Source organism: Bacteroides sp. 224 (genome assembly GCF_010500995.1).
GTDB lineage: Bacteria > Bacteroidota > Bacteroidia > Bacteroidales > Bacteroidaceae > Bacteroides.
The window spans coordinates 14123-40767 of sequence record NZ_QVMK01000026.1; the positions used below are offsets into that span (position 1 = coordinate 14123).

Consider the following 26645-nt stretch of genomic DNA (forward strand, 5'->3'; position numbering starts at 1 on the left):
AATAATCATTAAAAAATAAAAAGTATGAAACGAATATTTATGTGCCTGATAGTGGCACTTTCTATGTTCTCATTTCAGGCGAAAGCGCAGTGGGTTGTAACCGATCCGACCAATCTTGTGCAAAATATCACAAGTGCGATACAAGGTACATCCACGGCAGGTAATATGATAAAAAACCTGCAAGAAAGTATCAAAATCTACAATCAGGGAAAGGAATACTACGACGCTTTGAAGTCTGTCCACAATCTGATTAAAGATGCCCGTAAGGTACAAAAGACGATTTCAATGGTCAGCGAAATTACGGACATCTACGTGAACGGATTTAATAAAATGGTGGGTGATCCCAATTTTACCCCGAATGAACTGGCGGCAATCTCAACAGGCTATGCCAAACTACTGGAGGAAGGGGGAGCGTTGGTAACGGATTTGAAAAACGTAGTTACCGGAAGCAACGGGCTTTCCCTGTCCGATAAAGAACGGATGGATGCGATAGATGACATTTATACTAAGATGTTGGACTATCGTAACCTGACTAAGTATTATACCCAAAAGAGTATATCGGTTTCGTATATCCGTGCCAAAGAAAAAGGCGATACGGACAGGGTATTATCTCTTTACGGTAGTCCTGCCGAAAGATATTGGTAATCAAACAAATGTAGTCAGTTATGAATTTTGACAACTTACATCAGATTCTTGCGAATCTGTACCAAGACATGATACCTCTTTGCAGCAACATGATTGGGGTTGCAAAGGGGTTGGCAGGATTGGGCGCACTCTTTTATGTAGCATACAGGGTATGGCAGGCGTTAAGCCGTGCGGAGCCTATTGATGTGTTTCCGCTTCTCCGTCCTTTTGCGATAGGGCTTTGTATAATGTTTTTCCCTACACTGGTTTTGGGAACTATCAATGCGGTTATGAGTCCCATTGTTACAGGTACTCATAGCATTTTGGAATCGCAGACAATGGATATGAAAGCCTATCAGCAACAGAAAGATAATCTGGAGTACGAAGCCCGTGTCCGTGAGGGTAAAGCGTGGCTTGTCGATGATAAAGTGTACGATCAAAAAATGAAAGACCTCGGTATTACCGATACGCCTGAAATTATCAGTATGTGGGGAGAACGCCTTTGGTATGATATCAAGGCATGGTTCCGGCAGGTAATCAGGGATTTCTTTGAACTGCTGTTCAATGCTTCCGCATTGGTCATTGATACGATACGCACATTTTTCCTTGTCGTGTTAGCCATACTGGGGCCTATTGCGTTTGCCTTTTCCATTTATGACGGGTTTCAGGCAACGCTCACCCAGTGGCTTACACGCTATATAAGCGTATATCTGTGGCTTCCTATTTCTGACATTTTTTCTTCCGTACTGGCACGCATACAGACTTTGATGCTTGAACAGGATATAGCCTTGTTGCAAGATCCGAACTATATTCCCGACGGCTCGAATGGTGTGTATATCGTATTCTTGATTATCGGAATTATCGGATACTTCACTATCCCGACCGTAGCCGGATGGATTATTCAATCAGGTGGAGCGGGTGCATACGGAAGCGCAGTAAACAAAACAGCAAGTAAAGCAGGTGGAATTGCCGGAGGCGTTGCGGGATCAGTAGCCGGAAACGTTGGCGGTCGTTTGCTTGGTAAATAACCAATAAATGTAATTAAAAACATGGAGTTCAAAAGTTTAAAAAATATTGAAACAAGTTTCAAGCAAATAAGGATTATCGCCATTGTGTTTGTGGTGCTGTGTGCAGGAATTACCGGATATGCAGTCTGGAACTCATTCAGCTTTGCGGAAGCACAACGGCAGAAAATCTATGTATTGGATGAAGGAAAATCGCTTATGTTGGCTCTTTCACAGGACTTATCTCAAAACCGTCCTGTTGAAGCAAGGGAGCATATCAAGCGATTTCACGAACTGTTCTTTACCTTATCACCGGATAAAAGCGCCATTGAATCAAACATCAACAGGGCACTCTTTCTGGTGGACAAAAGTGCTTTCCGCTATTATCAGGATATGTCGGAAAAAGGTTACTACAACCGCATTGTGTCGGGTAATATCAATCAGATTATTCAGATTGATTCTGTGGCATGTAATCTCGATGTTTATCCCTATAAGGTAATGACCTACGCCCGGCAAATGATTATCAGGGCAAGTAATGTAACGGAGCGAAGCCTTGTTACACGCTGCGACCTGATAAACTCTGTCAGAAGCGACAATAATCCTCATGGGTTCACTATGGAACGCTTTGAGATAATAGAAAACAGGGATTTAAGAACAATAGACCGATAAGCCATGATAAAGAAAAAACTTACAGCCGTAAGGGACTGGATGGAAGACGGTCTGCGGTCATTGTTAGGGCAGATAACGCCCGACGGACGGATTATTATAATCCTTGTAATGCTTTTCGTGTTTGGCGCAGGTTCCATCTACATGACGGTTTCTTCCATATATAATATGGGAAAGAAAAGCGGTCAGGAAATGCAGATAGACCATATCAAGCAACTGGAACTGGAGTATCAGCAGAAAGCAGATAGTATCAACCAAATAAACAGATTTGATTATGAGTAAGGAAAACGAAGGTAACGAACCGAAACCGGAAGTTACTGAAAAAAAGAAAGAGAGTAAGCCTAAAAAAGAGCTTACGCCGCAGGAGATTCAGAAGCGGAAAAAGATGCTTGTCTATCCCTTGTTTGTCTTGCTGTTCATCGGGGCTATGTGGCTCATCTTTGCGCCCTCCGGCGGAAAGGATGAAAAGCAACCCGACGGGTTTAACCCTGAACTACCCATCCCTAAAGACGAAGGTATTGTAGGGGATAAGCGGACAGCTTACGAACAGGAAGCCATGCGTAACAAAGAAGAAAATAAAAGGCGTAGTTTACAAGACTTTGCATTTTCGCTCGGTGAAGATGAAGACCGCAAAACGCAGGAAGATTACGAAAAACAGGTGCGCACGGCTCCTGTTACTCCCGATTCTCCCGATAACTCCCGTAGTGCGGCTTCTCCTATCCAATCTTCAGCCCATGCTTATCAGGATGTAAACCGCCAGTTAAACAGTTGGTATGAACAACCCGCAAGCGGAGCCGATGAACAGCAGCTTGCTTTGGATCGGCGTATGCAGGAATTGGAGCGTAAACTGGAAGAAGCCGAAGCTGCGAAAAGTGCGGAGGATAAACAACTGGAACTGATAGAAAAATCTTATCAGATTGCAGCCAAATACACGCCCAATGCACAGGGACAGGTAACGCCTGACGGACAGCAGCAACAAAATGGGGATAACACAATCAACCTGCGTGAGAAAGTAACCCCGAAGCCTGTGTCACAGGTACATCACAGTGTTGTTTCGCTTTTGGCAGCTCCAATGGATAATGACGAGTTTCTGGAGCAATACAGCAAGCCCCGTAACATGGGATTTATCACGGCTGCCGGACAGGAAGGCGTAAGGGAGAAAAACGGTATCAAGGCTTGTGTGTGCCAGACTATAAAACTTTCCGATGGGAAAGAAATGCAACTGCGTTTACTGGAGCCTATGAGAGCCGGAAATATTCTGATTCCTGCTAATACTATTCTGACAGGAAGTGCGAAGATTAGCGGGGAGCGGCTTCAGGTAACAATCATTTCTATACAGTATGCAGATAATGTGATACCTGTTGAAATGGATGTTTACGATTTAGACGGATTGCGGGGATTTTCGGCTCCGGGTTCGGATGAAATGAACGCAGCTAAAGAAATTGCAGCCAACATGGGTACGTCGATGGGCAGTAGCATTACCATAACAGACGACGCAGGTTCACAGCTTGCCGCCGATTTGGGGCGAAGCGCCATTCAGGGATTGTCGCAATACGTCAGTAAAAAAATGCGTAAAGTGGAAGTAACATTGAAAGCTAATCATCAGGTATTACTTCTTCCAAAGGTATAAAACAGGGCGTAAGCCTACCACTAAAAAAATCCAATAGTATTTAGTAATTAACAATTAAAACAATTTTTCGTATGAAACAAATTCTTTTTGCACTCGCTATTATCGGGTGCGTATTCACAGCGAACGCTCAGGATGTTGAAAAACAGAGCGTAGAAAAACAGCAAACAGCAAATATTTCTCCCTCTACCGGAGATTATTTTGACGGTCTGACCAGACCGCTAACCTTTAACCGGATGATACCACCGTACGCACTGGAGGTTACATTCTCAAAGACAGTGCATATCATTTTCCCGTCTGCTATAAGATATGTCGATTTGGGTTCTGCCGACCTGTTGGCAGCCAAAGCTGCTGGAGCGGAAAACGTATTGCGTGTAAAAGCTGCTCTCCGGGACTTCTCTCGTGAAAGCAATTTGGCGGTCATTACCGACGATGGCGCATACTATACCTTTAATGTTAAATATGCCGATGAACCGGTGAAATTGAGTGTCGAAATGACCGACTTTATCCATGATGGAGAAGCCGTGAACAGACCAAATAACGCTATGGAGATTTACATGAGGGAATTGGGTAGCGAATCGCCGTTACTGGTTAAACTGATAATGAAATCTATCTATAAAAATGATGACAGGGAAATAAAGCACATCGGTTCCAAACGTTTCGGTATTCAGTACACACTCAAAGGAATTTACACGCATAACGGATTGCTTTATTTCCACATGCAACTCAAAAACTCATCCAATGTGCCGTTTGATGTAGATTTTATCACTTTCAAGATTGTAGATAAAAAACTGGCGAAACGTACAGCCATTCAGGAACAGGTAATTGTACCACTCCGGGCGCATAATAACCTGACATTGATAGGTGGAAAACGGACAGAACGTGTGATTTTCACTTTGCCGAAGTTTACGATACCGGATGATAAGCACCTTATCATCGAACTGAACGAAAAAGAGGGCGGACGGCATCAAAGTTTTGTTGTCGAAAATGCCGACCTGATAAGGGCGAAAGTTATCAACGAATTGAAAGTTAAATAACCATGAAACGGCTATTACTTATACTAACGTTTGTGCTGTGCCTGGTCTTTGCAGACCAAGCACACGCACAGCGTTGTTTGCCCGGTATGCAAGGCATACAGGTAACTGGTGGAATGGTAGATGGATTCCATTTGTCAGACAAAAAGAATGAACTGGGCTATTATTTCGGGTTGTCGATGGCCACCTATACCAAACATGCAAATAAGTGGGTATTCGGTGCCGAGTTCCTGAATAAATATTACCCTTATAAAGATGACAGAATACCTGTCAGCCAGTTCACTGGAGAGGGTGGTTATTACCTGAAATTTCTTTCCGACCATAATAAAGTAGTCCTTTTTTCTTTGGGCGGATCTGCTCTTGCCGGATATGAAACAAGCAACTGGGGAGAAAAAACACTTTTTGACGGTTCCACACTCCGGAATAAAGACCGGTTCATTTATGGGGGTGCTATTACGTTGGAAATGGAAACCTATTTATCAGACCGTGTTGTATTGCTCCTGACTGCCCGTGAACGGATATTGTGGGGAACATCAACAGGGCATTTTCATTTCCAGTACGGATTAGGGTTAAAATTTATAATAAACTAAACTTTGAGAAGAAATGATAGCAACAACATCAGATAACCTCTTAGAATTTTTAAGATTCTGGAATAATGAACATTTATCGCAGGATGATACTGTCCCTGTGAATATGTATAATATGTCTGCTTTGTCAGCGGGGGTTGGTTTCACATTAAAATGGTTTATTTCAAAAGACGATTTTGAAAAAATAGCGAAGGAAGTAAACTACGTTTTTAATGACAGTGATAAAACTCGTATGCTCCTTAATATTGGAGAAGATAGAATAGAACTGGAAATAGACAAGTATAATATTATTGCTGATTTCAAGGAAGAGGTTAGAGGTATTGATGCTGTCTTTGATAAAATGACAAAACAATAAATATTTTAAAATAAAAAAACATGAAAAAGTTTTTAGCATATTTTTTATACACGCTATTGCTATCGGCAATAGTCTGTGCCTGTAGTGACGATTTGGATATTCAGCAGGCTTATTCATTTGATCTTGTTACTATGCCCGTCCAGAAAAAAATCGTTCAGGGCGAGAGTGCGGAGATTCGATGCCAACTGGTAAAGGAAGGTGACTATGATAACGCCCGGTTCTTTATCAGGTATTTTCAAAGTGATGGAAAAGGAGAACTGCGGATGGATGACGGAACGGTATTTCTACCGAATGACCTATATCCGTTGAATAAAACGACATTCCGGCTCTATTATACATCACACAGTACGGATCAGCAGGTTATCGACGTATATATCGAAGATTCATTCGGTCAGGTCGTGCAAAAAACATTTAGTTGGCAGAATGACAAGGGGGATGATGAAGAAGATGATGATTTACTAAAAGTATCAGTCCATGATTATATGCAGCTATATCGTGTTAAACGTCCTCTGCTGGCTATGGATAGCCCATTCGTTGAATAATGCACCGACAGACGTAGATCTGTGGGGTGAGGAAGTTGAATAAGTAAAGTACCCGGATTATTTCGGGTACTTACTGTTTTTACAGATTGATTATGAAATACCTACTAATATTCGTCACCGTTTTGCTGCATTTGCCTTTATGGGGGCAGCCGTTTGATTCTCTAAACAGAAAATCGGAAATAGAAGACTGTACGAAATCTGCCTATTCTATAAATGAGTTCCAACAGATAGCGGATTCTTTGCAAATGTCTATTGATGAGTTATCCGACTATCCTGTGATTTTTCCAATAAAAAAACCGCTATATATTTCATCGGGCTTTGGTAGGCGTTATCATCCTGTTTATAAAATACAAAAATTTCATACCGGGATTGATATTCCTAAAATCAAAGGTACCCCAGTCTATGCCACTGGTAACGGGATAGTAGTTCGCAAGGGTTTTTGTTCGGGATATGGGAACTACATTGAGATTGAACACGCAGGCGGTTTCCATTCATTTTATGCCCATTTGAGTAAGACGATGGTAAATGCAGGGGATTCGGTAAGTATAACCCAACAGATTGCCTGTGTAGGCAATACAGGAGTATCGACAGGTAGCCATCTGCATTACGAAGTAAGAAAAGGTAAGCGCTATCTGAATCCCCAAAAATGGTGTTATTGCCTTTTTGAAATTATAACAACGAAAAATAAATAAAAATGAATCCACAAGAAAAACAAGATGCTGAATTTGTCAGTAAGGATAAAGACAGATTTATGACACTACCCGGAGATAGACGAACTGAAAGTGTTTCTCTGGCTGCCATTGAAGTTGATCCCGATAATATAAGGTATGTGCCTGAAAATATTCTGAATGAAAAACTTATGAAAAAGGCACTTCAAGGTGATGGTTTAACATTGGAGTACATACCTGATAATATGAAAACATCCGATCTATGTAATGTTGCTGTGGAGAATAGCGGCTGGGCATTACAGTTTGTTCCTGAAGAAATGAAAACAGAACAAATGTGCCGAAGAGCCCTTCATTCCGCTTATGATATTACGGGAGAGGGTATCGAAGTGTTAGCTTTCATCCCTTATCCAGACGTTTGTATGCATGGGATAAAGCTATATGAAAATTCTATGGTTAATATGATGGATATATACGGCTTCATCAATCCGCAAATTATGACTGCGGAGATGGCCATGTATGGTGTTAAGGATGAACCGGGAGTATTAGGCTTTATTCCGGAACATCTTCATTCTTATGAGTTAAGAATGGAGGCTGTTAAAGGTGATGGTATGCGGCTATATAATATTCCTGACAAAGATAAAACGATGGAATTATGCGAGGCTGCAATTAATTCGACCTTTCATAGCCTGAGATATGTTCCCGATGAAATGAAAACTACGGAACTATGTAATCAGGCTTTAAAGAAAGACGCTTTTGCAATACAGTATTTCCCTGCGGATAAACTAACACATGAAGTTTGTCTGGAAGCGGTAAATACAGCCAGTCATCCCCGTATATTGTCATTTATACCGTTTGAGGATATTCATCTAAAGGTTTTCAATGAACAATGCAAAGATTACTCCACTACGAAAGAATTTTTGGAGAATATGAAGCCTGATTATATAAAACAGGATTTGGCATATAAAATTTTTGAGAAACAACCAGAGTTGTTTTACAATATCCCCATCCAATTTAAGGATAAACAATTATGCGAAGCTGCTGTAAAACGTGACGGATCATACTTGGCACATATTCCAGAAAGCCAAAAAACAAAAGAATTATGTGAGTTAGCTATAAAAAGCAGTCCTTATGCCATTCCGTATATTTTGGATGAAATGAAAGGGGAAGAACAATATCGAAAAATGGTAAAAGATAATCCGAAAAACTTAATAGGTATTCCTTATGAAGACCGAACCGATGAATTGTGTCGGATTGCTTTGGACAATACTTTCGGGAAAGATAAAAACGATTTCTCTGTTGTTAATTCTGTTACATCATCTCAAATGTTGCTGGAAGTATTTAAAGCTCATACTAATCCCGAAAAAGTGGATTTGTTGTTACATATTGTTAGTCATGATTTAATCACACCGGAAATAGCAAAAGATGCTTTACAAAAGAGCGGTAGAAGTTTTCACGTTATACCGCAAAAGGCTTGGACACCCGAAGTTGCTGAAACAGCCGTTAAGAGTGATCCCAGTTCATTAGGTTGGGTTCCTTCTAATATGAGGACTGCTGATATGATTTTATTTACTAAAAAAGCTATTGAGGGATATAACATCAATATTCCAGAAGAGATTAGCAAGGGCGATAACATTTATACATTCCACAAAAGAGTGGAAAATATAATAAATAAGCCCTTATCATACGATCAGCATAAGCAGCTATATAATGGAGAATCTATTAGAGTTAAGGATATACAAACATCTAATGGTTTTGTGAAAATTGGAGAATTAAGGTATGATGCAAAGAGCAAAAACCTAAATGTCAAATCTGTGGAACAAACTACCGCAGAAAAACAAAAAAACTCTATCCAAATCAATAAAAAGCCAGACCGAAAAGGGAAAGGGCGGAAAATCTAAAAAACAAAAATATGAACTTTTTATCTACATATTTACAGCCCGGAGAAGAAATAAAATACAGGGCAAAAATACATATATTTCTTTTTCTCCAACCCGCTATATTGTTGGGTATTGGCTATATGTGTTATCTTGATGATGCCCGGATGACACGCTATTTAGGTGTAACATTGCTGTTCTTGGGGTTGGTTTCCCTTGTACAGCGTGTTTTGATAAAGGTTGGTTCGATTTATGCCGTTACTAATAAACGAGTAATTTTGAAAACGGGTGTAATAAGCCGCAGAACGGTCGAACTTGTCCTGGCTAAATGCGAAGGATTGCATGTAAGCCAGAACGTGTTGGGACGTATATTTAATTTTGGAACTATTACAGTAACGACTGGCGGTGCTATCAGTAGCTATCCTTTTATCGCTCGTCCGTTTACATTCAAGCGAGAAATCAACAAGCAAATAGGATAGTTTACAGTGGCGTGCTATTGATTTATGTTTTCAAAATCAGTAATATTCCATTGTTTTTGTGTATTTTTGCACACAGGATCATTTATAACGATGCCAGTCATCGGATGGTTCTTACATAGGAAATAGCAGCATTATAGTGAGGTTTTGAAAACCGCCAAATATTTTAGAACTCACTCACATGGTAATGGATGTTAGCTTCCGTCAGTCTGTATATATGTTACTCGCATATACCGGCAAGGGCGTGAGGTTATTATCTATTGAGTGAGTGGGTGCTTGGCGGTACCTCAAAGCCGATATTTAGTAATTCTTGCGCCTGTTTTTTGGTACTAACATAATATTACAGAGAGATCATGAATTTTGCACAAAAAGCCATTTCTAAACTTTACCTTAAAAGGCAATCACCTGTAAATAAGTTTACTGTTTGTGATAAAATCCGTCCTATACTGGTATTACACAGAATTTCGATTAAAGAATCACTATTTATTTTTCCTGACTATGAGTATGTCTATGAAGCAATGAAAGGGAAAAAAGAATTAGTCAGTACACGGGATTGTATTCGATTTGAAGACATAGTACATCTGGACGAAACAGAGGTTTATGTGGAGATTGTAACCCGCACGGGCTTTGTTCATTTGTTATCTAAGGAAAAGCCGGAGAGAACCTATTTTAATATGTTTTCAGTTACCCATAATAAACCCCGTTTATGGAAATAAAGACAATCTATACTAAAGTAAAAGACTATATTGAGTATAAGAAATTTGTGTTTGAGGATTTGCGGGCTATGGGCTACATTTCAAAAGGGGAGATACTTTTCGTTTCTGTATTTATCCTGTTCGTGGTAGGCTTTACAACTTGGTGGATAATTGATAGTCGGCAAATGGAAAAGGAATACCAAAGGAAGGTGCAGGAATTAGACAGACATTACAGAGAGAAACAAAAGGAACTGAAGATTGACAGGCATTCATTGGACAAGATGCCTCACGAATTTGATTCTCTGGAGGATTGGATCAGGTGGGAAATGGAAAATGATTTTGACAGACCTCGATAAAACAAAAGAAGCATTAAATTTAACTTTAATGCTTCTTTTGTTTTTTATTTCACGGTATATTTTAGAGTTGATTTCTTCATCATTTGCTCTGTTGAAAGTTGTTCCGTTATCTGATCTATTGCTTGTTCTACATTTATGTCCTCCTGTAACTGCTTTTCCGATATATCCCTAATTTTTTCTGCAAAATTGGGGGGAATACTTATTGTTCTTATTCCCTGCATGATTCCGGTTCCGGCATCCACAAGAAACATTGTTATTATATTTGCTTCTGAATTTAACCAATCGTCTTGTTTTTCCTCTGGAATTTTAGTTACATCAATACTCACTTCAAAAGAAAAACCCATGTCAAAAATCAGAAATGGAATGTTAGAGTTTTCATATAAGTAAACATCTAATTTCCCCTTTCGGAATAGTCTTATTTCTTCTGTCGTTGGTTCATGGAAACTGCAAAAAACATCAAAAAATGCTGTATTAATAATAGCAGCAGTTGTTTCTATTTGATTCAAATATCTTTCATCAGGGAATCTCTTACCCACCTCGTATTTTATTTTTTCTTTTGATGTAGTGTCAGCAGAATGTGTGTTATTTGTTTTTTTTCGGTAATCGTTGAGATATAAGGAATAATATATGTATAGTTCCACTTCGCCCATTATCATTTCTTCTTCTCCGCTTGTAAGCGAAGCGGAAGGATAGCAAGGAACTGTATATATAAAAGAGCTTTCTTTGGGGGTAGTAGTCAATTTCTCAAATCCTCTTTTCTCTATAAAATTATCAACCAGTTCCAATACCATAGATGCGTCTTTTGCTTCAAAACAGCAAAAGTTCATATACAAAGGGATATTATTTTTTTCAAAGTTAAAAATAGCAACGTTGCTGGCTATGGTAGTAACGACTTCCAAATTAGTTAAAGGAAATTTCAATTTGCTCTTTTCCTTATTAATGTCCTCAAAGGGTTTGAGTAAATTTATTGTTTCCTCTGTAATATCATCAGTATCTCTAACAAGTGTAGAGCCTTTATATGTTATATGTTCAACCTTCATGCTTATCGCTTTTTATGCAAAAGTAGAGAATTTATATATATCATAGATGATTTCATTTAACTTTTTAAATATCTGTTAATCTACAATTTACTTTCCATAGTGGAATTTGTAGATTATTCTATGTATTTATTTTCGCTACTATCGGTTTGTTCTCGTAAAGCACGCTTTTTAGCTTTCTCTTTTTTCTTCTTTTCTTTTTTTGCTTTGTCATCTGCGATAATGTCATTCAGAGAGCGAACAGTAACAGGTTCTTCCCGTTTAAACCGTTTGATATATATATCTTCGATAAACTGGGGTAACGGAACTTTCCATGTTTCCTGTTTATGGTTATCTATTTTACCTAATTTATCGGGATTTAGTCCCAACTCACGAGCCATCTGGACGTGCTTATCTGACAATTTATGTTTTTTTTGGGCAACTACCCATTTTTCTATTTTTACAGGCATATTATTGAGATTTCAAGACAAAAATACCTATTTGTTCAAATGTATGAAAACAAATAGGTTTAAAAGGCTTTTTGTTACTTTTTCTTCCGTTAGATTACTTTTACTCATGGAAAACCTTAGGTTTGCATTGTAATTATTTTATAAACTATAATGAGTGAACCGTATGGAAAAAGAGAAATGTAAAGTCTATGTTACTATTTGGGACTCATTTTATTCATTTAATTTCAAGAATATTTAATGATTTACGTTATGAATTAAGAAGAAAGGAAAATAACAAGTAAATCAGCATGGAAAATAGGAATAACTTATGTTACTATAACGAACTTGTTATTTGTCTTGGATTAGACCTATATAAGAATTTTATCTGAAAGATATTTAAGGTTTTTAGGATATATTCAAATGCCTTTCCAAATTATAAATCATTAAATCACTTTATTATGGGAAACTATTATTTTATTGGAATTGATGTGAGTAAAAAGAACTTGGATTGTTGCCTCCTGAGTAATGGTGTGGTGGTGAAACAAGATGTTATTTCAAATCATCAAAAGAGTATCGAGGACTACTTATCTGTAATTTGTGCAGAACAAAATATAGATGCAGAACAAATAGTAGTATGTGCTGAATTTACAGGATTATATATTTATCCTTTAACAATCTCTTGTCAAGCCGGAAACTATAAACTTTGGTTAGAAGATCCTACTCAAATAAAATACAGTTCAGGGTTGCAACGAGGAAAAAATGATCCCGTAGATGCAAAGCGTATTGCTTTATATGCCTATCGTTATATAGATAAACTTAAAATATATAACCACCCAACTATAAGTGTTGAATCAATAAAGCTATTAACAACAGAATTAAATATGCTATGTGTTGATAGAGCTAAATACCAAGCTCAATTATCAGATCAAAAAGAATATATGCCTGATAGAGTCTATAAATTGAAGTCAAAGAGATTATCTCTGCTTATTAAAGAATTAGATAAAGCAATAGCTAATATTGAAGCGGAGATTGAGGATATTGTAGCAAAGGATGCTTTATTATCTCATCAGATGAAATTATTATTGAGCATTGAAGGAATAGGTAAAAAAACTTCTTTAAAAATGATACTGGAAACACAAGGCTTTACACGATTTACAGATAGTCGTAAATTCTGTTGCCATGCGGGTGTTGCTCCATTCAGTTATTCATCAGGAAGTAGTCAGCATTCTAAAAATCGGGTTTCCCATAGAGCAAATAAAAGTATAAAATCTTTACTCCATTTAGCAGCCTTATCTGCTATTCAAAATAAGAATAGTGGATTAAGGGTATATTACGATAGAAAAGTTGCTGAGGGCAAAAATAAAATGTCAGTACTAAATGCTATCAGAGCCAAACTCGTAGCCCGCATGTTTGCCGTAATAAAGAATAATGAACTATACAACTCAAATTATACTAATCAGTTTGTTGTCTGAAAAAACTGTTCGTATATTTGCGAATTAAAAAACTATTCGTATATTTGCGAACTATAAAATGAAGAAGATGGAAAAAGTGAAGAAAAGATATACGGTTGAGCAGGTGCAAATGGCACGTTTCGCCAAAGCCCTTTCGCATCCTGTACGGATTGCTATTCTGCAATTGTTAGCAAGTCAAGAATGTTGTTATCATGGAGATATGTCTGAAGTGTTACCAGTAGCGAAAAGCACTTTATCGCAACATTTGAATGAATTAAAAGATGCCGGTTTGATACAAGGTGAAATTACATTGCCATCTGTTAAGTATTGCATTAATCAGAAAAACTGGTCTTTAGCGAAAAGATTATTTGAAGCTTTATTGACTGAAGTAGAAATATCAGACAATTGTTGTAATACATAATTTTTTATCTTTAAAGTTCGTATGTTTGCGAACCTACAGACAATTCGCTTTAAAGCGAATTGAATTTTTGATAAACTTATTATTATATATGGAAAATAAAGAAATTAAAGAAATGGTAAAGCAAAAATACAGCGCACTTGCTTTACAAAATGATAACCAGTCGTCTTGTTGTGGCTCTGGATGCTGTTCCTCTGATAATGTGTATAACATTATGAATGAGGATTACAGTCAGCTTGACGGCTATGAAGCAGATGCTGATTTAGGTCTGGGATGTGGACTTCCTACAGCTTTTGCCGGATTAAAAAAAGGCGATTTTGTTGTGGATTTAGGTTCCGGGGCAGGAAATGATTGTTTTGTAGCCCGCGCTGAAGTCGGAGAAACAGGGAAAATCATCGGTATTGATTTTACAGATGCTATGATAGAAAAGGCAAGAAATAACGCACAAAAGAGAGGTTTTACAAATGTCACTTTCCGCAAAGGTGAAATAGAAGATATGCCTATTGGTGGTAATTCCGTTGACGTTGTAATAAGTAACTGCGTATTAAACCTATTACCAACCAAAGATAAAATCTTCCATGAAATTTTCAGGGTTTTAAAACCCGGTGGGCATTTCTGCATCTCGGATGTGGTTTTAGAAGGTGAATTACCTGAATCCATCAAACAAGTAGCAGAATTATACGCCGGATGCATTGCAGGAGCAATTCCTAAAGAACAATATATGGTTAAGATTTTCAGTGCAGGTTTTTTACAGGTGAAAATACAAAGGGAAAAACCTATCGTTGTCCCTGATGATATCCTAAAAGAGCATCTTGATGAAAAATCATTCCATGAATACAAGGAGAATAATTCAAAGATATTCTCTATTACAGTAACAGGTGTAAAACCTGAAAGTGCTTGCGATTGTAGTTCCGGATGCTGTTAATAATGTTTTGATATGAATGCACAAAAAGTTTTAATTCTTTGTACAGGCAATAGTTGCCGTAGCCAAATGGCACATGGCTTCCTGCAATCTTTCGACCCTGCATTAAAAGTATTCTCTGCAGGGACAAATGCAAGCGGAAAGGTTAATCCCAAAGCCATAGAAGTAATGAAAGAAGCCGGAGTAGATATATCCAGCCATACTTCCGATAGTGTAGATAAGTATCTGAATGAAGAATGGGATTATGTCATTACGGTTTGTGGTGGGGCAAATGAAAACTGTCCTACTTTTTTCGGTAAAGTGAAAAACCGTTTGCACATAGGATTTGAAGATCCGTCAGAAGCAAAAGGGTCACCAGAATTTATCCATTCGGAATATATCCGGGTACGGGATGAAATAAAAGAAGCATTTTATAAATTATACATAGAAAAAATAAAAGGCAATGAGTAAGAAGAAAATGAGTTTTTTAGATAAGAATCTCACTCTTTGGATATTCCTGGCAATGGCTATCGGGGTTGGGCTGGGTTACTTTTTCCCATCTTTCAGCACTACAATAGATTCATTATCCAGTGGAACTACAAACATCCCTTTAGCCATCGGTTTAATCTTAATGATGTATCCGCCATTGGCAAAAGTCGATTATAAACAATTACCGAAGGTTTTTAAGGACGTAAAAATATTATCAGTTTCGTTAATCCTGAATTGGATTATCGGGCCGATATTAATGTTTGTACTTGCCATCATCTTCTTACACGATTACCCTGAATACATGGTAGGTGTAATCCTTATCGGATTAGCGAGATGTATAGCAATGGTGCTTGTGTGGAATGACCTTGCGGAAGGAAATACGGAATACGGTGCAGGTTTAGTAGCCCTGAACAGTATCTTTCAGGTATTCTTTTACAGTTTCTATGCTTGGTTGTTTATTACGAAACTTCCTCCCCTTTTCGGGTTTGAAGGGGCTATCGTTGATATTTCCATCGGTACGATTGCCGAAACGGTTGCTATATATTTAGGTATTCCTTTCTTAATGGGAATATTGAGCCGACTTATATTAGTGAAATTGAAAGGAGAACAATGGTATAAGGAAAAGTTTATCCCGAAAATATCCCCGATAACCTTAATTGCACTGTTATTTACAATCGTTCTTATGTTCAGCCTGAAAGGTGAATTGATTGTACAAATACCAATGGATGTGGTTCGGATAGCCATACCGTTGCTTATCTACTTTGTCGTGATGTTCCTGCTTAGTTTCTTCGCAGGTAAGTTTATGGGGGCTTCTTATGATAAAAATGCTTCTATTGCTTTCACTGCAACCGGAAACAACTTTGAACTGGCTATCGCAGTGGCAATCGGCGTATTCGGATTACATAGCGGACAAGCCTTTGCCGGAGTAGTCGGGCCATTGGTCGAAGTCCCGGTATTAATCCTGTTAGTGAACTTGGCTTTTTGGCTTCGGAAGAAATATTATAAATAAACATAGTACAAACTAATAAAAACACATTGTATGAAAAAAAGTATTTTAATCGGGCTTTTTGCCATATTGCTGGTAGCCTGTGGTGGTAATGCACAAAAAAACAACGGACAAGCCACTGAAACGCAAGCTAAAGAGCAAGTAGCGGATGCTTCTGTGGTGAACGTTTACTATTTCCACGGTAAACAACGCTGTAAAACCTGTATTGCGGTAGGCGATGTAACAGAGAAGACAATAAAAGAACTTTATGCAGACAATCCACACGTGAAATTCATTGAAGTAAAAACCGATGAAAAACAAAATGCTTCACTCGTAGAAAAATATGAAGTAACATGGAATGCCCTTATTATTGCCAAAGGGGATAATTCCATAGATATTACCGACAAGGCATTTGCCAACGCTTTGAATACTCCCGAAAACCTCACTGACCTGATCAAAACCGAAGTCAATAAAAGATTATGATGGAGTTTTTACAGAATCTTGTGGATGGCTCTAACTTTCCATTACTAACGGCGTTTCTTTTGGGCTTAATGACTGCAATCAGTCCTTGCCCATTGGCAACCAACATTACAGCTACCGCTTATCTTAGTAAAGATATAGGCGATAAGCGAAGAGTAATGTTTAATGGCGTATTCTATACACTCGGCAGAATGTTTACCTATACGGCACTTGGTTTGATTTTCTATTTTGGAGCAAGTCAGTTTCAGGTAGCTAAACTTTTGCAGAATGTTGGGGGAATGTGGCTTGGGATAGCATTAGTCATTATCGGGATATTCATGTTGGACATTATTAAAATAAAGGTTCCGGGAATGAATAAGCTAACCTCAAAAATAGAAAACAAGAAAGGAAAGAAAACCTACCTCGACGCTTTCCTGCTCGGTTTGCTGTTTGCATTGGCTTTTTGCCCTTATAGCGGTGTATTGTACTTTGGTGGATTAATCCCGATGACTATTGCCAGCCCGTCAGGGTTATTACTTCCCCCTGTATTTGCCATAGCTACCGGGTTGCCTGTAATTATCATTGCATGGCTGTTGGCATACAGTGTTAGCAACGTAGGCAAATTCTACAATAAGATGAGTGTCTTCCAGAAATGGTTTAAATGGATTGTCGCTGCCGTTTTTATAATAGTGGGTATTTACTACATAATTACAAGCATTTAATTAGAAATAACAATATAAGATAAATAATATGGAGATTATTGTATTAGGTACAGGTTGTGCCAAATGTAAAACAACCTATGAATCTGTCCGGAAAGTGTTGGCAGATAATAACATTGCTGCCGATTTGAAGAAGGAAGAAAATATACTTGAAATTATGAAGTATAACATTATGTCTTTACCTGCGGTTGTTGTTGATGGAGAAGTAAAGTTGAAAGGGTATGTTCCGAGTGAAGAAGAAATAAAGAAATCCCTGAATCTATAAAACATCACATTATGAGCAGCACATGGTATCCGATTATTGATTCGGAAAAATGTACAGGATGTTCCGCTTGCTTTGAAAAATGCAAGAAAGGAGTTTATGCGATAGAAAATGAGAAACCAGTAGTTGTATATCCTGATGGATGTGTAACTGGTTGTCATGGTTGCGAACCTCTTTGCCCTACTGCTGCAATCAGTTACTTTGGTGATGCAGCAACAATGGATTACTGTAATTGATAGAATTGTACGCATTGAATAGATGCTGTTTTGAATCAGATAGCGTCTATTTTTTTAACCAAATAGTTCGCTACATTACGAACATTGAATAAATAGAATTAATAACAAATAAAATATTAAAAATGAAAACAATTAAAATTTATGACCCTGCATTATGCTGTCCTACCGGATTGTGCGGAGTGAATATCGACCCTGAGTTGATGCGTATAGCAGTTGTGGTTGAAACATTGAAACAAAAAGGAATTATAGTTGAACGTTTTAACTTGCGAGACCATCCTCAGGTATATGTAACCACGAAGGTTGTCAATGATTGCCTTATGGCAGAAGGAGCAGACGTATTTCCTCTAATCACAGTTGATGGTGAAATTGCTATAAAAAAGGCGTATCCATCAAATAAGCAGATTGCAGAATGGCTCGATATTTCAGAAGATGAACTAACAATAAAAAAATAACCCACATGAAAAAGTATAATCCTTCAAACGAAAAACTTACCCAGTATATATTTTTCACGGGTAAAGGCGGTGTAGGCAAAACATCTATCGCCTGTGCTACAGCTGTAAGTCTTGCAGATAGTGGAAAAAAAGTATTGTTGTTGAGTACCGACCCGGCATCCAATTTACAGGATGTATTTGATATGCCGTTAGACAATAAAGGTACTCCCATTAAAGATGTACCCCGCTTGACTGTTGTAAACCTTGACCCCGAACAAGCGGCTGCCGAATACAGGGAATCGGTTATCGCTCCATATCGGGGTAAATTACCTGAAAGTGTAATTGCTAATATGGAAGAACAACTATCCGGTTCATGCACAGTAGAGGTCGCAGCGTTCAATGAATTTTCTGATTTTATCACTGACGAAGATAAGAGCAAAAACTATGATTATATCATTTTTGATACAGCCCCAACAGGTCATACACTCCGTATGTTGCAACTTCCTTCTGCGTGGGATACTTTTATTGACGAAAATACGACCGGAGCTTCGTGCTTAGGACAATTATCAGGTTTGGAAGACCGCAAAGATGTATATAAACATGCGGTAAAAAATCTAACCGATAAGTCTAAAACAACGCTCTTCCTTGTCAGCCGACCGGAAGACAGCCCGTTGAAAGAGGTCGAACGTTCATCCAATGAGTTGTCGGATATAGGTATCGAAACACAGCATTTAATCATAAATGGCGTATTAGAAAACTACGATGCAGACGATAGTATTTCCAAACAGATTTATGAACACCAGCAAAATGCGCTGAATAACCGTTCGGCAGCCTTGCTAAAACTGAACACCTATATTGTTCCGCTTCGTTCTTATAACATGACAGGCATTGATAATATCCGTAATATGTTGAATGCGGATGTAGCCATAAAGAACGAAAGTCCGGATATTGAGAAACGTAGTTTCAATACGATTGACAGCGTTATTGAAGACCTCTACAAAACAGGTAAACGGGTGATTTTCACGATGGGTAAAGGCGGTGTAGGCAAAACTACCATTGCCGGGAATATTGCTCGTGGTTTGGCTAAAAAAGGAGTGAAAGTGCATCTGACTACAACTGACCCTGCAAACCATTTGGCTTATATCGAAACGAAAATAGACGGCATCACAGTAAGCCATATAGATGAAAAAGCGGTGCTTGCTGCCTATCAGAAAAATGTGCTTGACAAAGCAAGGGAAACAATGGGTGATGCTGATTTAAGTTATATCGAAGAAGACCTGCGTTCCCCATGCACACAGGAAATTGCCGTTTTCAATTCCTTTGCCGAAATAGTTGCCAAAGCGGATAATGAAGTGGTTGTGATAGATACTGCACCAACCGGACACACGTTGCTGCTGCTGGATTCAACCCAAAGTTATCATAAGGAAGTAGAACGGACACAGGGAAATATCACCCCTGCGGTTCAAAACCTATTACCTCGCTTGCGAAGCGAAAAGGAAACGGAAGTGGTTATCGTAACCCTGCCGGAAACAACACCTGTGTTTGAAGCACAAAGACTGCAACAGGACTTACAACGTGCCAGAATTAAGAATAAATGGTGGGTGGTTAATTCCAGTCTTTTGCTGACTTCAACCAATAGTCCATTCCTTAAAGCTAAAGCATTAAGTGAAGTGCAATGGATTAATAAAGTGAAGGAGATTTCAGACGGGAACTTTGCCGTTATTGAATGGAAGGAAAAAGTGTAATTTAGAACGATCTGCAAATTATTCTGAAGAAAATAAACGAATAATTTGCAGATCTTTTAAAAATCTTCGATTTTCATCAATCTTTTTTATTTTAAATTAATGATGATGTACATCCATTTTTAAAGAAAATCAGACTTTTAGCATATTTAGCTGTTAAAAATTGACTATCAAAATCTTTATAAAATTATGTAAGGTGCTTGTATCTTCATGCAATGTAAATAGTAAAAATAAAGCGGATAATAAACGTATTATGCAACCTTTTTGGCAAGAAAATTGTTTAAATAATAACATAGAGTAATATAAAAAAAGAATCATGAAATCAACAGAACAACCTGAGAGCGCAATGTTTTTAGAAAACGTAAGCCGTTACAGTTATGACGAAACCTTCGATAAACTATCCGAAAAAATCCAGTCTCTCGGAAACTGGAAAATACAGCATATTCATGATATGCAGGAAACGCTTCGCAAAAATGGGAAAGAAGTGCTACCGATAAAAGTCATAGAATTGTGCAACCCCAAATATTCCGGCAGAATATTGGAGCATGATATGGAACGTCTTTATTCATCATTACTTCCATGTCGCATATCTATATATCAGACTTCTGATGGTATAACCCGTATTTCGCGCATGAATTCGGTTGCTATGGCAGCACAAATCGGCGGACTGGTAGAGGAAGTAATGAGCGAAGCCTTTGCTGAAATTGAAAAAGCAATAGCCGAAATAGAATCGTAAATTAAACAGTAGATAATCTGTGAAAATAGTACGAAACTTGCAACTAAGTTGCAAAACATAATCGCTATCTTTGCAGCATGAAATATTTGTCCCTCATATTATCCATATATGTATTACTGTTATCAGTAATGCCATGTTGTTTTGAGGATAAATGTTTAGCTATATATACAGATACCGTTGAAACGAGCAATGACATAGGCAATAGTTGTGACGACTGTTCCGATGATAGTTGTTGTTCCCCTTTTCTACATTGTAATACCTGTTCCGGATTTCCGGAAGCCCGTTTTTATAATCCAATAATAATAATTTTAGGCTCTATACCTGATTATAAATCAGATTATATAGTAAAAAACGCTCTCTCTGATTATAAATCTTCAATCTGGCAACCGCCAAAAGCATAAACTAATTTTTATTATACAGGTCGTTGTGAATATGCCCTGCAATTTTTACGATAATACATTCTTTGTAATATCGTAATCCTCATATCATTTATAGTTGAAGATTTAAAAACAAGAAATAAAATGAAAACAAAAATTATACTGATGCTATTCTTAGTATTCAGCATTTCCAATATTTTCGCTCAAAATACACTTAACGTTAAACTAATAGACTGTGATAACAAAGAGCCTTTAATCGGTGCTAATATTATACTTCAAAATACTACGAACGGAACATCTTCTGATGCTGAAGGATTAGCGGTACTCTCCAATATTCCAGACGGTAAACAGAGGTTTGAAATTACTTATGTAGGATATGAAAAGACCATAAAAGAATTTACATTCCCGTTGGCTTCGGATGAACCTATCGTTATCAGGGTTGAGCCTGATGAAGAAACATTGCAGGAAGTAGTTGTTTCTTCAACAAGGGGGACACGTACTTTTAAAGATATTCCTACCCGTATTGAATTTATAAATGCCGAAGAGTTAGGCGAAAAAGGAGTGATGAAACCCGGAGATATACGTATGCTTCTGAATGAAAGCACGGGTATTATGACACAACAAACATCAGCCATATCGGGTAATTCATCTATTCGCATTCAAGGTTTGGACGGTAGATATACACAGATACTAAAAGACGGTTTTCCCGTATTTTCAGGTGCAGCAAGCGGATTAGGTTTATTACAGACACCACCGCTCGATTTAAAGCAGGTTGAAATAATAAAAGGTTCTTCTTCTACTTTATACGGTGGCGGTGCTATTGCGGGACTGGTAAACCTTATATCGAAAACGCCTGAAAAGGAAAGGGATTTCTCAATCCACCTGAATGGGACAACAGGTAAAGGGCTTGATGTAAACAGCTTTTTCGGTCAGAAATTCAACAAGGTAGGTACTACCGTTTTTGCATCGTATAACCGTAACTGGGCTTATGATCCGTCAGATGTTGGCTTTACGGCAATACCAAAGTTCGACAGGTTTGTATTTAATCCTAAGCTATTCTTGTACCTGTCTGAAAACACAGATTTTAATTTCGGTATAAACTCCATGATTGAAAACCGTCTGGGTGGTGATATGGAGTATGTAAAAGATAAGGGAAACGAAGAACATTCCTATTTTGAAAGAAACAAGACACAAAGGCATTCAAGCCAACTTACATTTGAACATCGTTTCGACAAACAAAACAGATTAAATGTAAAGAACAGCATTACTTATTTCAGCCGTAAGATTGAGATTCCCGATTTCAAATTTGACGGCGACCAGTTATCGTCTTTTTCAGAAGTATCTTATATACATACAAAAGAAAAAACGGAATGGGTAGCGGGTGCGAATGTGTGGACGGATAAGTTTACCGAAGAAAAACTGACCGATTTTCCTTTACGTGATTACAATATGACTACCGTAGGCGTATTTGTACAGAACAATACGAAAATAACGGACTGGATGAATCTTGAAAGCGGATTGCGTACCGATTATATTAACGATTACGGTTTTGCAGTTCTACCCCGTATATCTTCTCATTTCAAGATAACGGAGAAATTTTCATCCCGTGTAGGTGGTGGGTTCGGATATAAAGCACCTACCATTTTTTCGGAAGATAGCGAACGCATCCAGTTTCAGAATGTCTTGCCGATAGATGACAACAGGAACAAACTGGAAAGGAGTTATGGGGCAAATGTGGATTTTACTTATAAAACGGGTTTGTTCGGCGACCAAGTATTTTTAAGTATAAACCAGTTATTCTTTTATACTTACCTGAAAAATCCGCTTGAACTGCAAGCTGCTGAAAATAATCGTTGGCAGTTTAATAACATTAACGGTCACGTGGATAGTAAAGGGGCTGAAACCAATATGAAAATTAAGTATAAGGATTTCGGTTTATTTCTCGGATATACCTATACGGATGCTGATGTAAAGGAAGACGGCAGAAGCTACCAAAAAACCTTAACCCCGAAACATAAAATCAATTCTGTTTTAATGTATGAGGTGGAAGATAAATGGAAAATCGGATTGGAAGCTTATTATACCGGAAAACAAAATTTGAATGACGGTAAAACAGGTAAGGATTACCTTGTCTTCGGATTAATGATGCAACGAATTTGGGAAAAGTTCTCAATATATGCTAACTTTGAGAACTTTACCGACAGACGGCAGACAAGGTTTGATACCATTCATACGGGTTCGATGACTAATCCTGAATTTCGGGACATTTATGCACCGTTGGACGGTTTCATCCTGAATACCGGGATTATAATTAAATTGTAAAATGAATAAATCAATTTTTAAAATTGAACAAATGGATTGTCCGAGTGAGGAAAACCTCATTCGGATGAAACTCCAAAATATAGAGGGTGTTGCAAAGCAGGAATTTGACCTGAAAGGCAGGATATTTACTGTTTACCATACAGGCGACTATCAGGAAATCGAAAAGCAGCTTGCTACCTTGAATCTCGGTTCACGCTTTATTGAAAGTAAAGAAGTAACAGGAGAAGTCCAGGCAGAGGAAAATAGCAAACAGCGTAAAGTCCTTTGGATTGTACTGGCTATTAACTTCGGCTTTTTCCTGATTGAAATGTCAACGGGTATTATATCCAAATCTATGGGATTGGTTGCTGATAGCCTTGATATGCTTGCTGATGCTTTTGTTTATGGATTAAGTTTGTTTGCAGTCGGTGCAGCCGTAAGCCGTAAGAAGCGTGTTGCTATGATTTGCGGATATTTCCAGATACTTTTGGCTGCCGTTGGTTTTATAGAGGTAATCAGACGGTTTACAGGTACAGAGGAAATGCCTGTTTTTCAAACAATGATAGGTATATCCGTACTTGCTTTGATTGCTAATGTTATATGTTTGCTTTTACTTCAAAGGACGAAGAGCAAAGATGCCCATATTCAGGCAAGTATCATCTTTTCATCCAACGATGTAATAATAAATGCAGGGGTAATTCTTGCCGGATTCTTAGTATGGCAGTTGAATAATCAGATACCCGACCTTATTATCGGTAGTATTGTATTCCTTATTGTTATAAGAGGGGCAATTAGGATATTGAAACTTGCTAAAAATTAAATAATGTCATTTGATCTGCAAATTATTTGTATATTTTCTCTCAAATAATTTGCAGATCTCATAAGAATAGTAACGGGCGGAAACCGCGCGTCTGTTTATTTTATATCAGCTATATTTTATCTGCTGTTTTGTGGGCAGCATCCCCAACCGTCGTATTTGGCACCGTAGTCATTACCCAATGTTACTAACTCCCATGTATATTCGTTAATCTCTGAGGGCATGACATTGTTTAGCCGGGAGATTTGCAATGCGAAATGATAGGAATCGCCATGATCTACGGTTTCTTTTAGCGCCACTTTATATCCGAGCGTTTCGACTTCCCGAATAAACTGCTCTCGCCCTTCTTCGGTCGGGAAATAGATAAAGTGATCCACTTCCCTTTCTTTGCTGAAGTCGTCGCCGTCCTGATCCAGTTGGAATAAGACCGACTGGTTTTCTATGGTTTGCAGTTCGTATTTGGATGGGTACAACAAGTCGAAGTAGGTATTCCAATCCTTGTCTTTCTGCACTTCAATGTTGTACGAGTATTCGGGATGTACATTCATGACGGACTTTAAGAGTTCCTCGCATTCTTTTCCGTGTTTTACATAAAGGTACATATTCATCAGACCGTTTGACTTAACGATTCCTGCGACGATGACATTTTTCTTTTCGGTAGCCTCGATGATTTCTTCTTGGATGCTGTGTAGTACCTCGGATTCTTCTTCTGCCGTGAATAATCCGTTTTCATCTGCGGAGAGCATCTGAATAGTAAATAGCAGCAACTCTTTGAGGTTATCTATTGGGGCTAAGTCTACCAGCGCGAGGTTCATCAGGACGTTAGCGGGATGATCTTCGATGTGGCTGAAATAAGCAACCCATTGTTCTGGTATATTGTTGGTTTTAATTGATTCTGACATATTGTATAACTTTTATTACGGCGTGAATTTAACTAAAAGATTTTAATACTCACTGTATTAGGATAATCTAAAAAATATTTAGTGATATAATAGCTATCCCGACGGTGTTCCGTCGGGATTTTTTCGTGTATAAAGAGGAAAATTCAACGAATATCTGTACCGAACATTTCATTGAAGAACGCTACAAGTTCCTCTCGACGCAGGCTATCCCAATAGAGAGAGGCAGGGTGATACGGTTCGTGCCGACCGATTTCATAGGCAATATCCATTTTTGTAAAACGCTTGCCCTGATTGTAGCGCATTTCTGTACCTTCCAACCAACGTGAACGACGGCTTTGTTGTTGAAGCGGGAGCAGTTGTTCCAACATATAGGCATAATTTTCGCCTACGGTGTGTTCGCTTTCCATTTTATACGGACTGTCTTTACAACGCTTACATTCGTCAATGGCGGCGTTCAAATCTGTTACTTCAATTATGTTTCCATCTATGTCTTTTATAGTTGTCATATTCTTTGTTATTTAGAGGTTTGTACTTGCATTGAGGAAACATACCAATTATCTTGATACTTGTCTCCAATCAGGTTAAAAGTACCTGATAGTCCGCTATTATCTGCGTATTTCTTGGCTTCCATTATAGAGCTGAACTCGCCCAACTTTTTGAATCCAATAAATAATTTATACATGGTGCTGTTCTGTTTATGCTTGATGACTTCTGCCTGTAAAATGGCATACGCTTCATTATAATTTTTCTTTTTCTGTTCCAATTTGGCTTTGGCTTTGAGTAACTTTTCATCCGTTTCAAGATTGAAAAACAGGTCATTGTGTGTCATATAGTCGATATATTTGGCGATTGCCCTTTCTACCTTAGTTATCTGCGCTTTTGCCGAAGCTACTTTGCCTAAAAGGAAGTCAAAACCTGTTTGCAATCCCGTCCGCTTGTCGTATGCACAGTGATATACCCAAATTTTCTTACGGGGGTATTTACATACCAATTTTGCCCTGCGCCACTCAATAACCCACCGCCAACGGTCTAACATGGCACGAGGGATGTCGATTATATGTAGTATTTCACGGTTTCTGTCCTCGTCCCTTACTTCAAAGGTTATATATACCCAATGTTCTATTTTGAGTTCCCGTTCCGCTTTTGCAAGGTCTTTGGCATCTTGCATCCAATCGTCTATTTTTTCCTGTGCCATGATATTGATAATTAACTGTTATAAATTTGCTGTATTTCTTCTCCGATTTTTGACAACGCTTGTCGTTGTTCATCGGTAAGTGATAGTACAAAATCATCGTTGCTATACCATTCTCCGCTATCTTCTTGTTCTCGGAAACATCGCCTGTTAGCAGTATCTACGATTCCCAATATTACATCAACTTCGGTTGAAGTTAGTCCGCTAATTGTGCAGGTCTTATTTGTTTTATTTACTTTCAATTTCATGCTTTT

33 protein-coding genes and 1 pseudogene are annotated in these 26645 nt (G+C 38.1%); 28 read left to right on the top strand and 6 right to left on the bottom strand.

The window, feature by feature from the left end; genetic code table 11:
• The first annotated feature begins 24 nt into the window (after positions 1–24).
• The 14 genes and pseudogenes from D0T60_RS12145 (at position 25) to D0T60_RS12210 (ending at position 10508) form a co-directional block, all read left to right on the top strand.
• Entirely contained in the window at positions 25–645 is a 621-nt protein-coding gene (locus D0T60_RS12145; protein ID WP_129733321.1) for a DUF4141 domain-containing protein, read from the top strand.
• 20 nt (positions 646–665) lie between these two features.
• Entirely contained in the window at positions 666–1652 is a 987-nt protein-coding gene (gene traJ / locus D0T60_RS12150) for a conjugative transposon protein TraJ (protein WP_129733320.1), read from the top strand.
• Positions 1653–1673: 21 nt separating this feature from the next.
• Positions 1674–2297 (top strand): conjugative transposon protein TraK, encoded by a 624-nt coding sequence (gene traK, locus D0T60_RS12155; protein WP_129733319.1) that lies wholly within the window; start codon positions 1674–1676, stop codon positions 2295–2297.
• A 3-nt stretch (positions 2298–2300) separates the two neighbouring features.
• Complete coding sequence (locus D0T60_RS12160) at positions 2301–2576, top strand: TraL conjugative transposon family protein (protein ID WP_129733318.1); 276 nt, start codon at positions 2301–2303, stop codon at positions 2574–2576.
• Positions 2569–3924, top strand: coding sequence for a conjugative transposon protein TraM (traM, locus tag D0T60_RS12165; protein ID WP_129733317.1), 1356 nt, complete (start codon positions 2569–2571; stop codon positions 3922–3924). The genes D0T60_RS12160 and traM overlap by 8 nt, the downstream gene beginning before the upstream one ends.
• Before the next feature lie 71 nt (positions 3925–3995).
• Complete coding sequence (gene traN / locus D0T60_RS12170; RefSeq protein ID WP_129733316.1) at positions 3996–4958, top strand: conjugative transposon protein TraN; 963 nt, start codon at positions 3996–3998, stop codon at positions 4956–4958.
• A gap of 2 nt (positions 4959–4960) precedes the next feature.
• On the top strand, positions 4961–5545 hold the full coding sequence (locus D0T60_RS12175; RefSeq protein ID WP_129733315.1) for a conjugal transfer protein TraO: 585 nt from the start codon (positions 4961–4963) through the stop codon (positions 5543–5545).
• A gap of 13 nt (positions 5546–5558) precedes the next feature.
• Entirely contained in the window at positions 5559–5897 is a 339-nt protein-coding gene (locus tag D0T60_RS12180; RefSeq protein WP_129733314.1) for a hypothetical protein, read from the top strand.
• A 20-nt stretch (positions 5898–5917) separates the two neighbouring features.
• Positions 5918–6346, top strand: a pseudogene (locus D0T60_RS12185) (DUF3872 domain-containing protein); the annotation flags it as partial.
• A gap of 185 nt (positions 6347–6531) precedes the next feature.
• Positions 6532–7131, top strand: coding sequence for a M23 family metallopeptidase (locus tag D0T60_RS12190; RefSeq protein WP_165359883.1), 600 nt, complete (start codon positions 6532–6534; stop codon positions 7129–7131).
• Between the two features lie 2 nt (positions 7132–7133).
• Entirely contained in the window at positions 7134–9005 is a 1872-nt protein-coding gene (locus D0T60_RS12195) for a DUF4116 domain-containing protein (protein WP_129733312.1), read from the top strand.
• Between the two features lie 11 nt (positions 9006–9016).
• Positions 9017–9460, top strand: a complete 444-nt coding sequence (locus tag D0T60_RS12200; RefSeq protein ID WP_129733311.1) for a PH domain-containing protein — start codon at positions 9017–9019, stop codon at positions 9458–9460.
• Positions 9461–9810: 350 nt separating this feature from the next.
• Positions 9811–10173, top strand: a complete 363-nt coding sequence (locus D0T60_RS12205) for a hypothetical protein (protein ID WP_129733310.1) — start codon at positions 9811–9813, stop codon at positions 10171–10173.
• Positions 10164–10508, top strand: a complete 345-nt coding sequence (locus tag D0T60_RS12210; protein WP_129733309.1) for a hypothetical protein — start codon at positions 10164–10166, stop codon at positions 10506–10508. The genes D0T60_RS12205 and D0T60_RS12210 overlap by 10 nt, the downstream gene beginning before the upstream one ends.
• Positions 10509–10552: 44 nt before the next feature.
• Here D0T60_RS12210 and D0T60_RS12215 read toward each other — a convergent pair whose 3' ends face one another.
• Together D0T60_RS12215 and D0T60_RS12220 are read right to left on the bottom strand one after the other, a co-directional pair.
• Positions 10553–11548 carry a hypothetical protein gene (locus D0T60_RS12215; protein WP_129733308.1) on the bottom strand — a complete coding sequence of 332 codons (996 nt, stop codon included), beginning with the start codon at positions 11546–11548 and terminating at the stop codon, positions 10553–10555.
• Positions 11549–11661: 113 nt separating this feature from the next.
• Entirely contained in the window at positions 11662–11994 is a 333-nt protein-coding gene (locus D0T60_RS12220) for a hypothetical protein (protein WP_129733307.1), read from the bottom strand.
• A 437-nt stretch (positions 11995–12431) separates the two neighbouring features.
• On the opposite strand from D0T60_RS12220, the gene D0T60_RS12225 reads away from it, so the two are divergent.
• The 14 genes from D0T60_RS12225 to D0T60_RS12290 all read left to right on the top strand — a co-directional run bounded on the left by D0T60_RS12225 (position 12432) and on the right by D0T60_RS12290 (position 24300).
• Positions 12432–13445 (top strand): IS110 family transposase, encoded by a 1014-nt coding sequence (locus D0T60_RS12225; RefSeq protein WP_129733306.1) that lies wholly within the window; start codon positions 12432–12434, stop codon positions 13443–13445.
• 67 nt (positions 13446–13512) lie between these two features.
• Positions 13513–13845, top strand: coding sequence for a helix-turn-helix transcriptional regulator (locus D0T60_RS12230; protein WP_129733305.1), 333 nt, complete (start codon positions 13513–13515; stop codon positions 13843–13845).
• 88 nt (positions 13846–13933) lie between these two features.
• A complete protein-coding gene (gene arsM / locus D0T60_RS12235; protein WP_129733304.1) occupies positions 13934–14767 on the top strand; it encodes an arsenite methyltransferase in 834 nt (277 codons plus the stop codon).
• Positions 14768–14779: 12 nt separating this feature from the next.
• On the top strand, positions 14780–15214 hold the full coding sequence (locus D0T60_RS12240; protein ID WP_129733303.1) for an arsenate reductase ArsC: 435 nt from the start codon (positions 14780–14782) through the stop codon (positions 15212–15214).
• Positions 15207–16241 (top strand): ACR3 family arsenite efflux transporter, encoded by a 1035-nt coding sequence (arsB, locus tag D0T60_RS12245; RefSeq protein WP_129733302.1) that lies wholly within the window; start codon positions 15207–15209, stop codon positions 16239–16241. Before D0T60_RS12240 ends, arsB begins: the two co-directional genes overlap by 8 nt.
• Positions 16242–16271: 30 nt before the next feature.
• On the top strand, positions 16272–16700 hold the full coding sequence (locus tag D0T60_RS12250) for a nitrophenyl compound nitroreductase subunit ArsF family protein (protein ID WP_129733301.1): 429 nt from the start codon (positions 16272–16274) through the stop codon (positions 16698–16700).
• A complete protein-coding gene (locus D0T60_RS12255) occupies positions 16700–17398 on the top strand; it encodes an aromatic aminobenezylarsenical efflux permease ArsG family transporter (protein ID WP_129733956.1) in 699 nt (232 codons plus the stop codon). The genes D0T60_RS12250 and D0T60_RS12255 overlap by 1 nt, the downstream gene beginning before the upstream one ends.
• 28 nt (positions 17399–17426) lie before the next feature.
• Positions 17427–17660, top strand: a complete 234-nt coding sequence (locus D0T60_RS12260) for a thioredoxin family protein (RefSeq protein ID WP_129733300.1) — start codon at positions 17427–17429, stop codon at positions 17658–17660.
• Positions 17661–17671: 11 nt separating this feature from the next.
• Positions 17672–17893 carry an ATP-binding protein gene (locus tag D0T60_RS12265; RefSeq protein ID WP_129733299.1) on the top strand — a complete coding sequence of 74 codons (222 nt, stop codon included), beginning with the start codon at positions 17672–17674 and terminating at the stop codon, positions 17891–17893.
• Positions 17894–18015: 122 nt separating this feature from the next.
• The gene (arsD, locus tag D0T60_RS12270; RefSeq protein ID WP_129733298.1) at positions 18016–18345 is read left to right on the top strand and encodes an arsenite efflux transporter metallochaperone ArsD; all 330 of its coding nucleotides are present in this window, start codon (positions 18016–18018) and stop codon (positions 18343–18345) included.
• A gap of 5 nt (positions 18346–18350) precedes the next feature.
• A complete protein-coding gene (gene arsA / locus D0T60_RS12275) occupies positions 18351–20069 on the top strand; it encodes an arsenical pump-driving ATPase (RefSeq protein ID WP_129733297.1) in 1719 nt (572 codons plus the stop codon).
• Positions 20070–20382: 313 nt separating this feature from the next.
• The gene (locus tag D0T60_RS12280; protein WP_229058434.1) at positions 20383–20802 is read left to right on the top strand and encodes a DUF302 domain-containing protein; all 420 of its coding nucleotides are present in this window, start codon (positions 20383–20385) and stop codon (positions 20800–20802) included.
• A 521-nt stretch (positions 20803–21323) separates the two neighbouring features.
• On the top strand, positions 21324–23501 hold the full coding sequence (locus D0T60_RS12285; protein ID WP_129733296.1) for a TonB-dependent receptor: 2178 nt from the start codon (positions 21324–21326) through the stop codon (positions 23499–23501).
• Position 23502: 1 nt separating this feature from the next.
• Positions 23503–24300 (top strand): cation diffusion facilitator family transporter, encoded by a 798-nt coding sequence (locus D0T60_RS12290; protein WP_129733295.1) that lies wholly within the window; start codon positions 23503–23505, stop codon positions 24298–24300.
• 116 nt (positions 24301–24416) lie between these two features.
• On the opposite strand, the gene D0T60_RS12295 is transcribed toward D0T60_RS12290, so the two are convergent.
• The 4 genes from D0T60_RS12295 to D0T60_RS12310 all read right to left on the bottom strand — a co-directional run bounded on the left by D0T60_RS12295 (position 24417) and on the right by D0T60_RS12310 (position 26639).
• Positions 24417–25199: a DUF695 domain-containing protein gene (locus D0T60_RS12295; RefSeq protein ID WP_129733294.1), complete on the bottom strand. Its 783-nt coding sequence runs from the start codon at positions 25197–25199 to the stop codon at positions 24417–24419.
• Positions 25200–25342: 143 nt separating this feature from the next.
• A complete protein-coding gene (locus D0T60_RS18830) occupies positions 25343–25705 on the bottom strand; it encodes a hypothetical protein (protein ID WP_239059558.1) in 363 nt (120 codons plus the stop codon).
• A gap of 8 nt (positions 25706–25713) precedes the next feature.
• The gene (locus tag D0T60_RS12305; protein WP_129733293.1) at positions 25714–26394 is read right to left on the bottom strand and encodes a hypothetical protein; all 681 of its coding nucleotides are present in this window, start codon (positions 26392–26394) and stop codon (positions 25714–25716) included.
• Positions 26395–26405: 11 nt separating this feature from the next.
• The gene (locus D0T60_RS12310; protein WP_129733292.1) at positions 26406–26639 is read right to left on the bottom strand and encodes a hypothetical protein; all 234 of its coding nucleotides are present in this window, start codon (positions 26637–26639) and stop codon (positions 26406–26408) included.
• Positions 26640–26645: the final 6 nt, after the last annotated feature.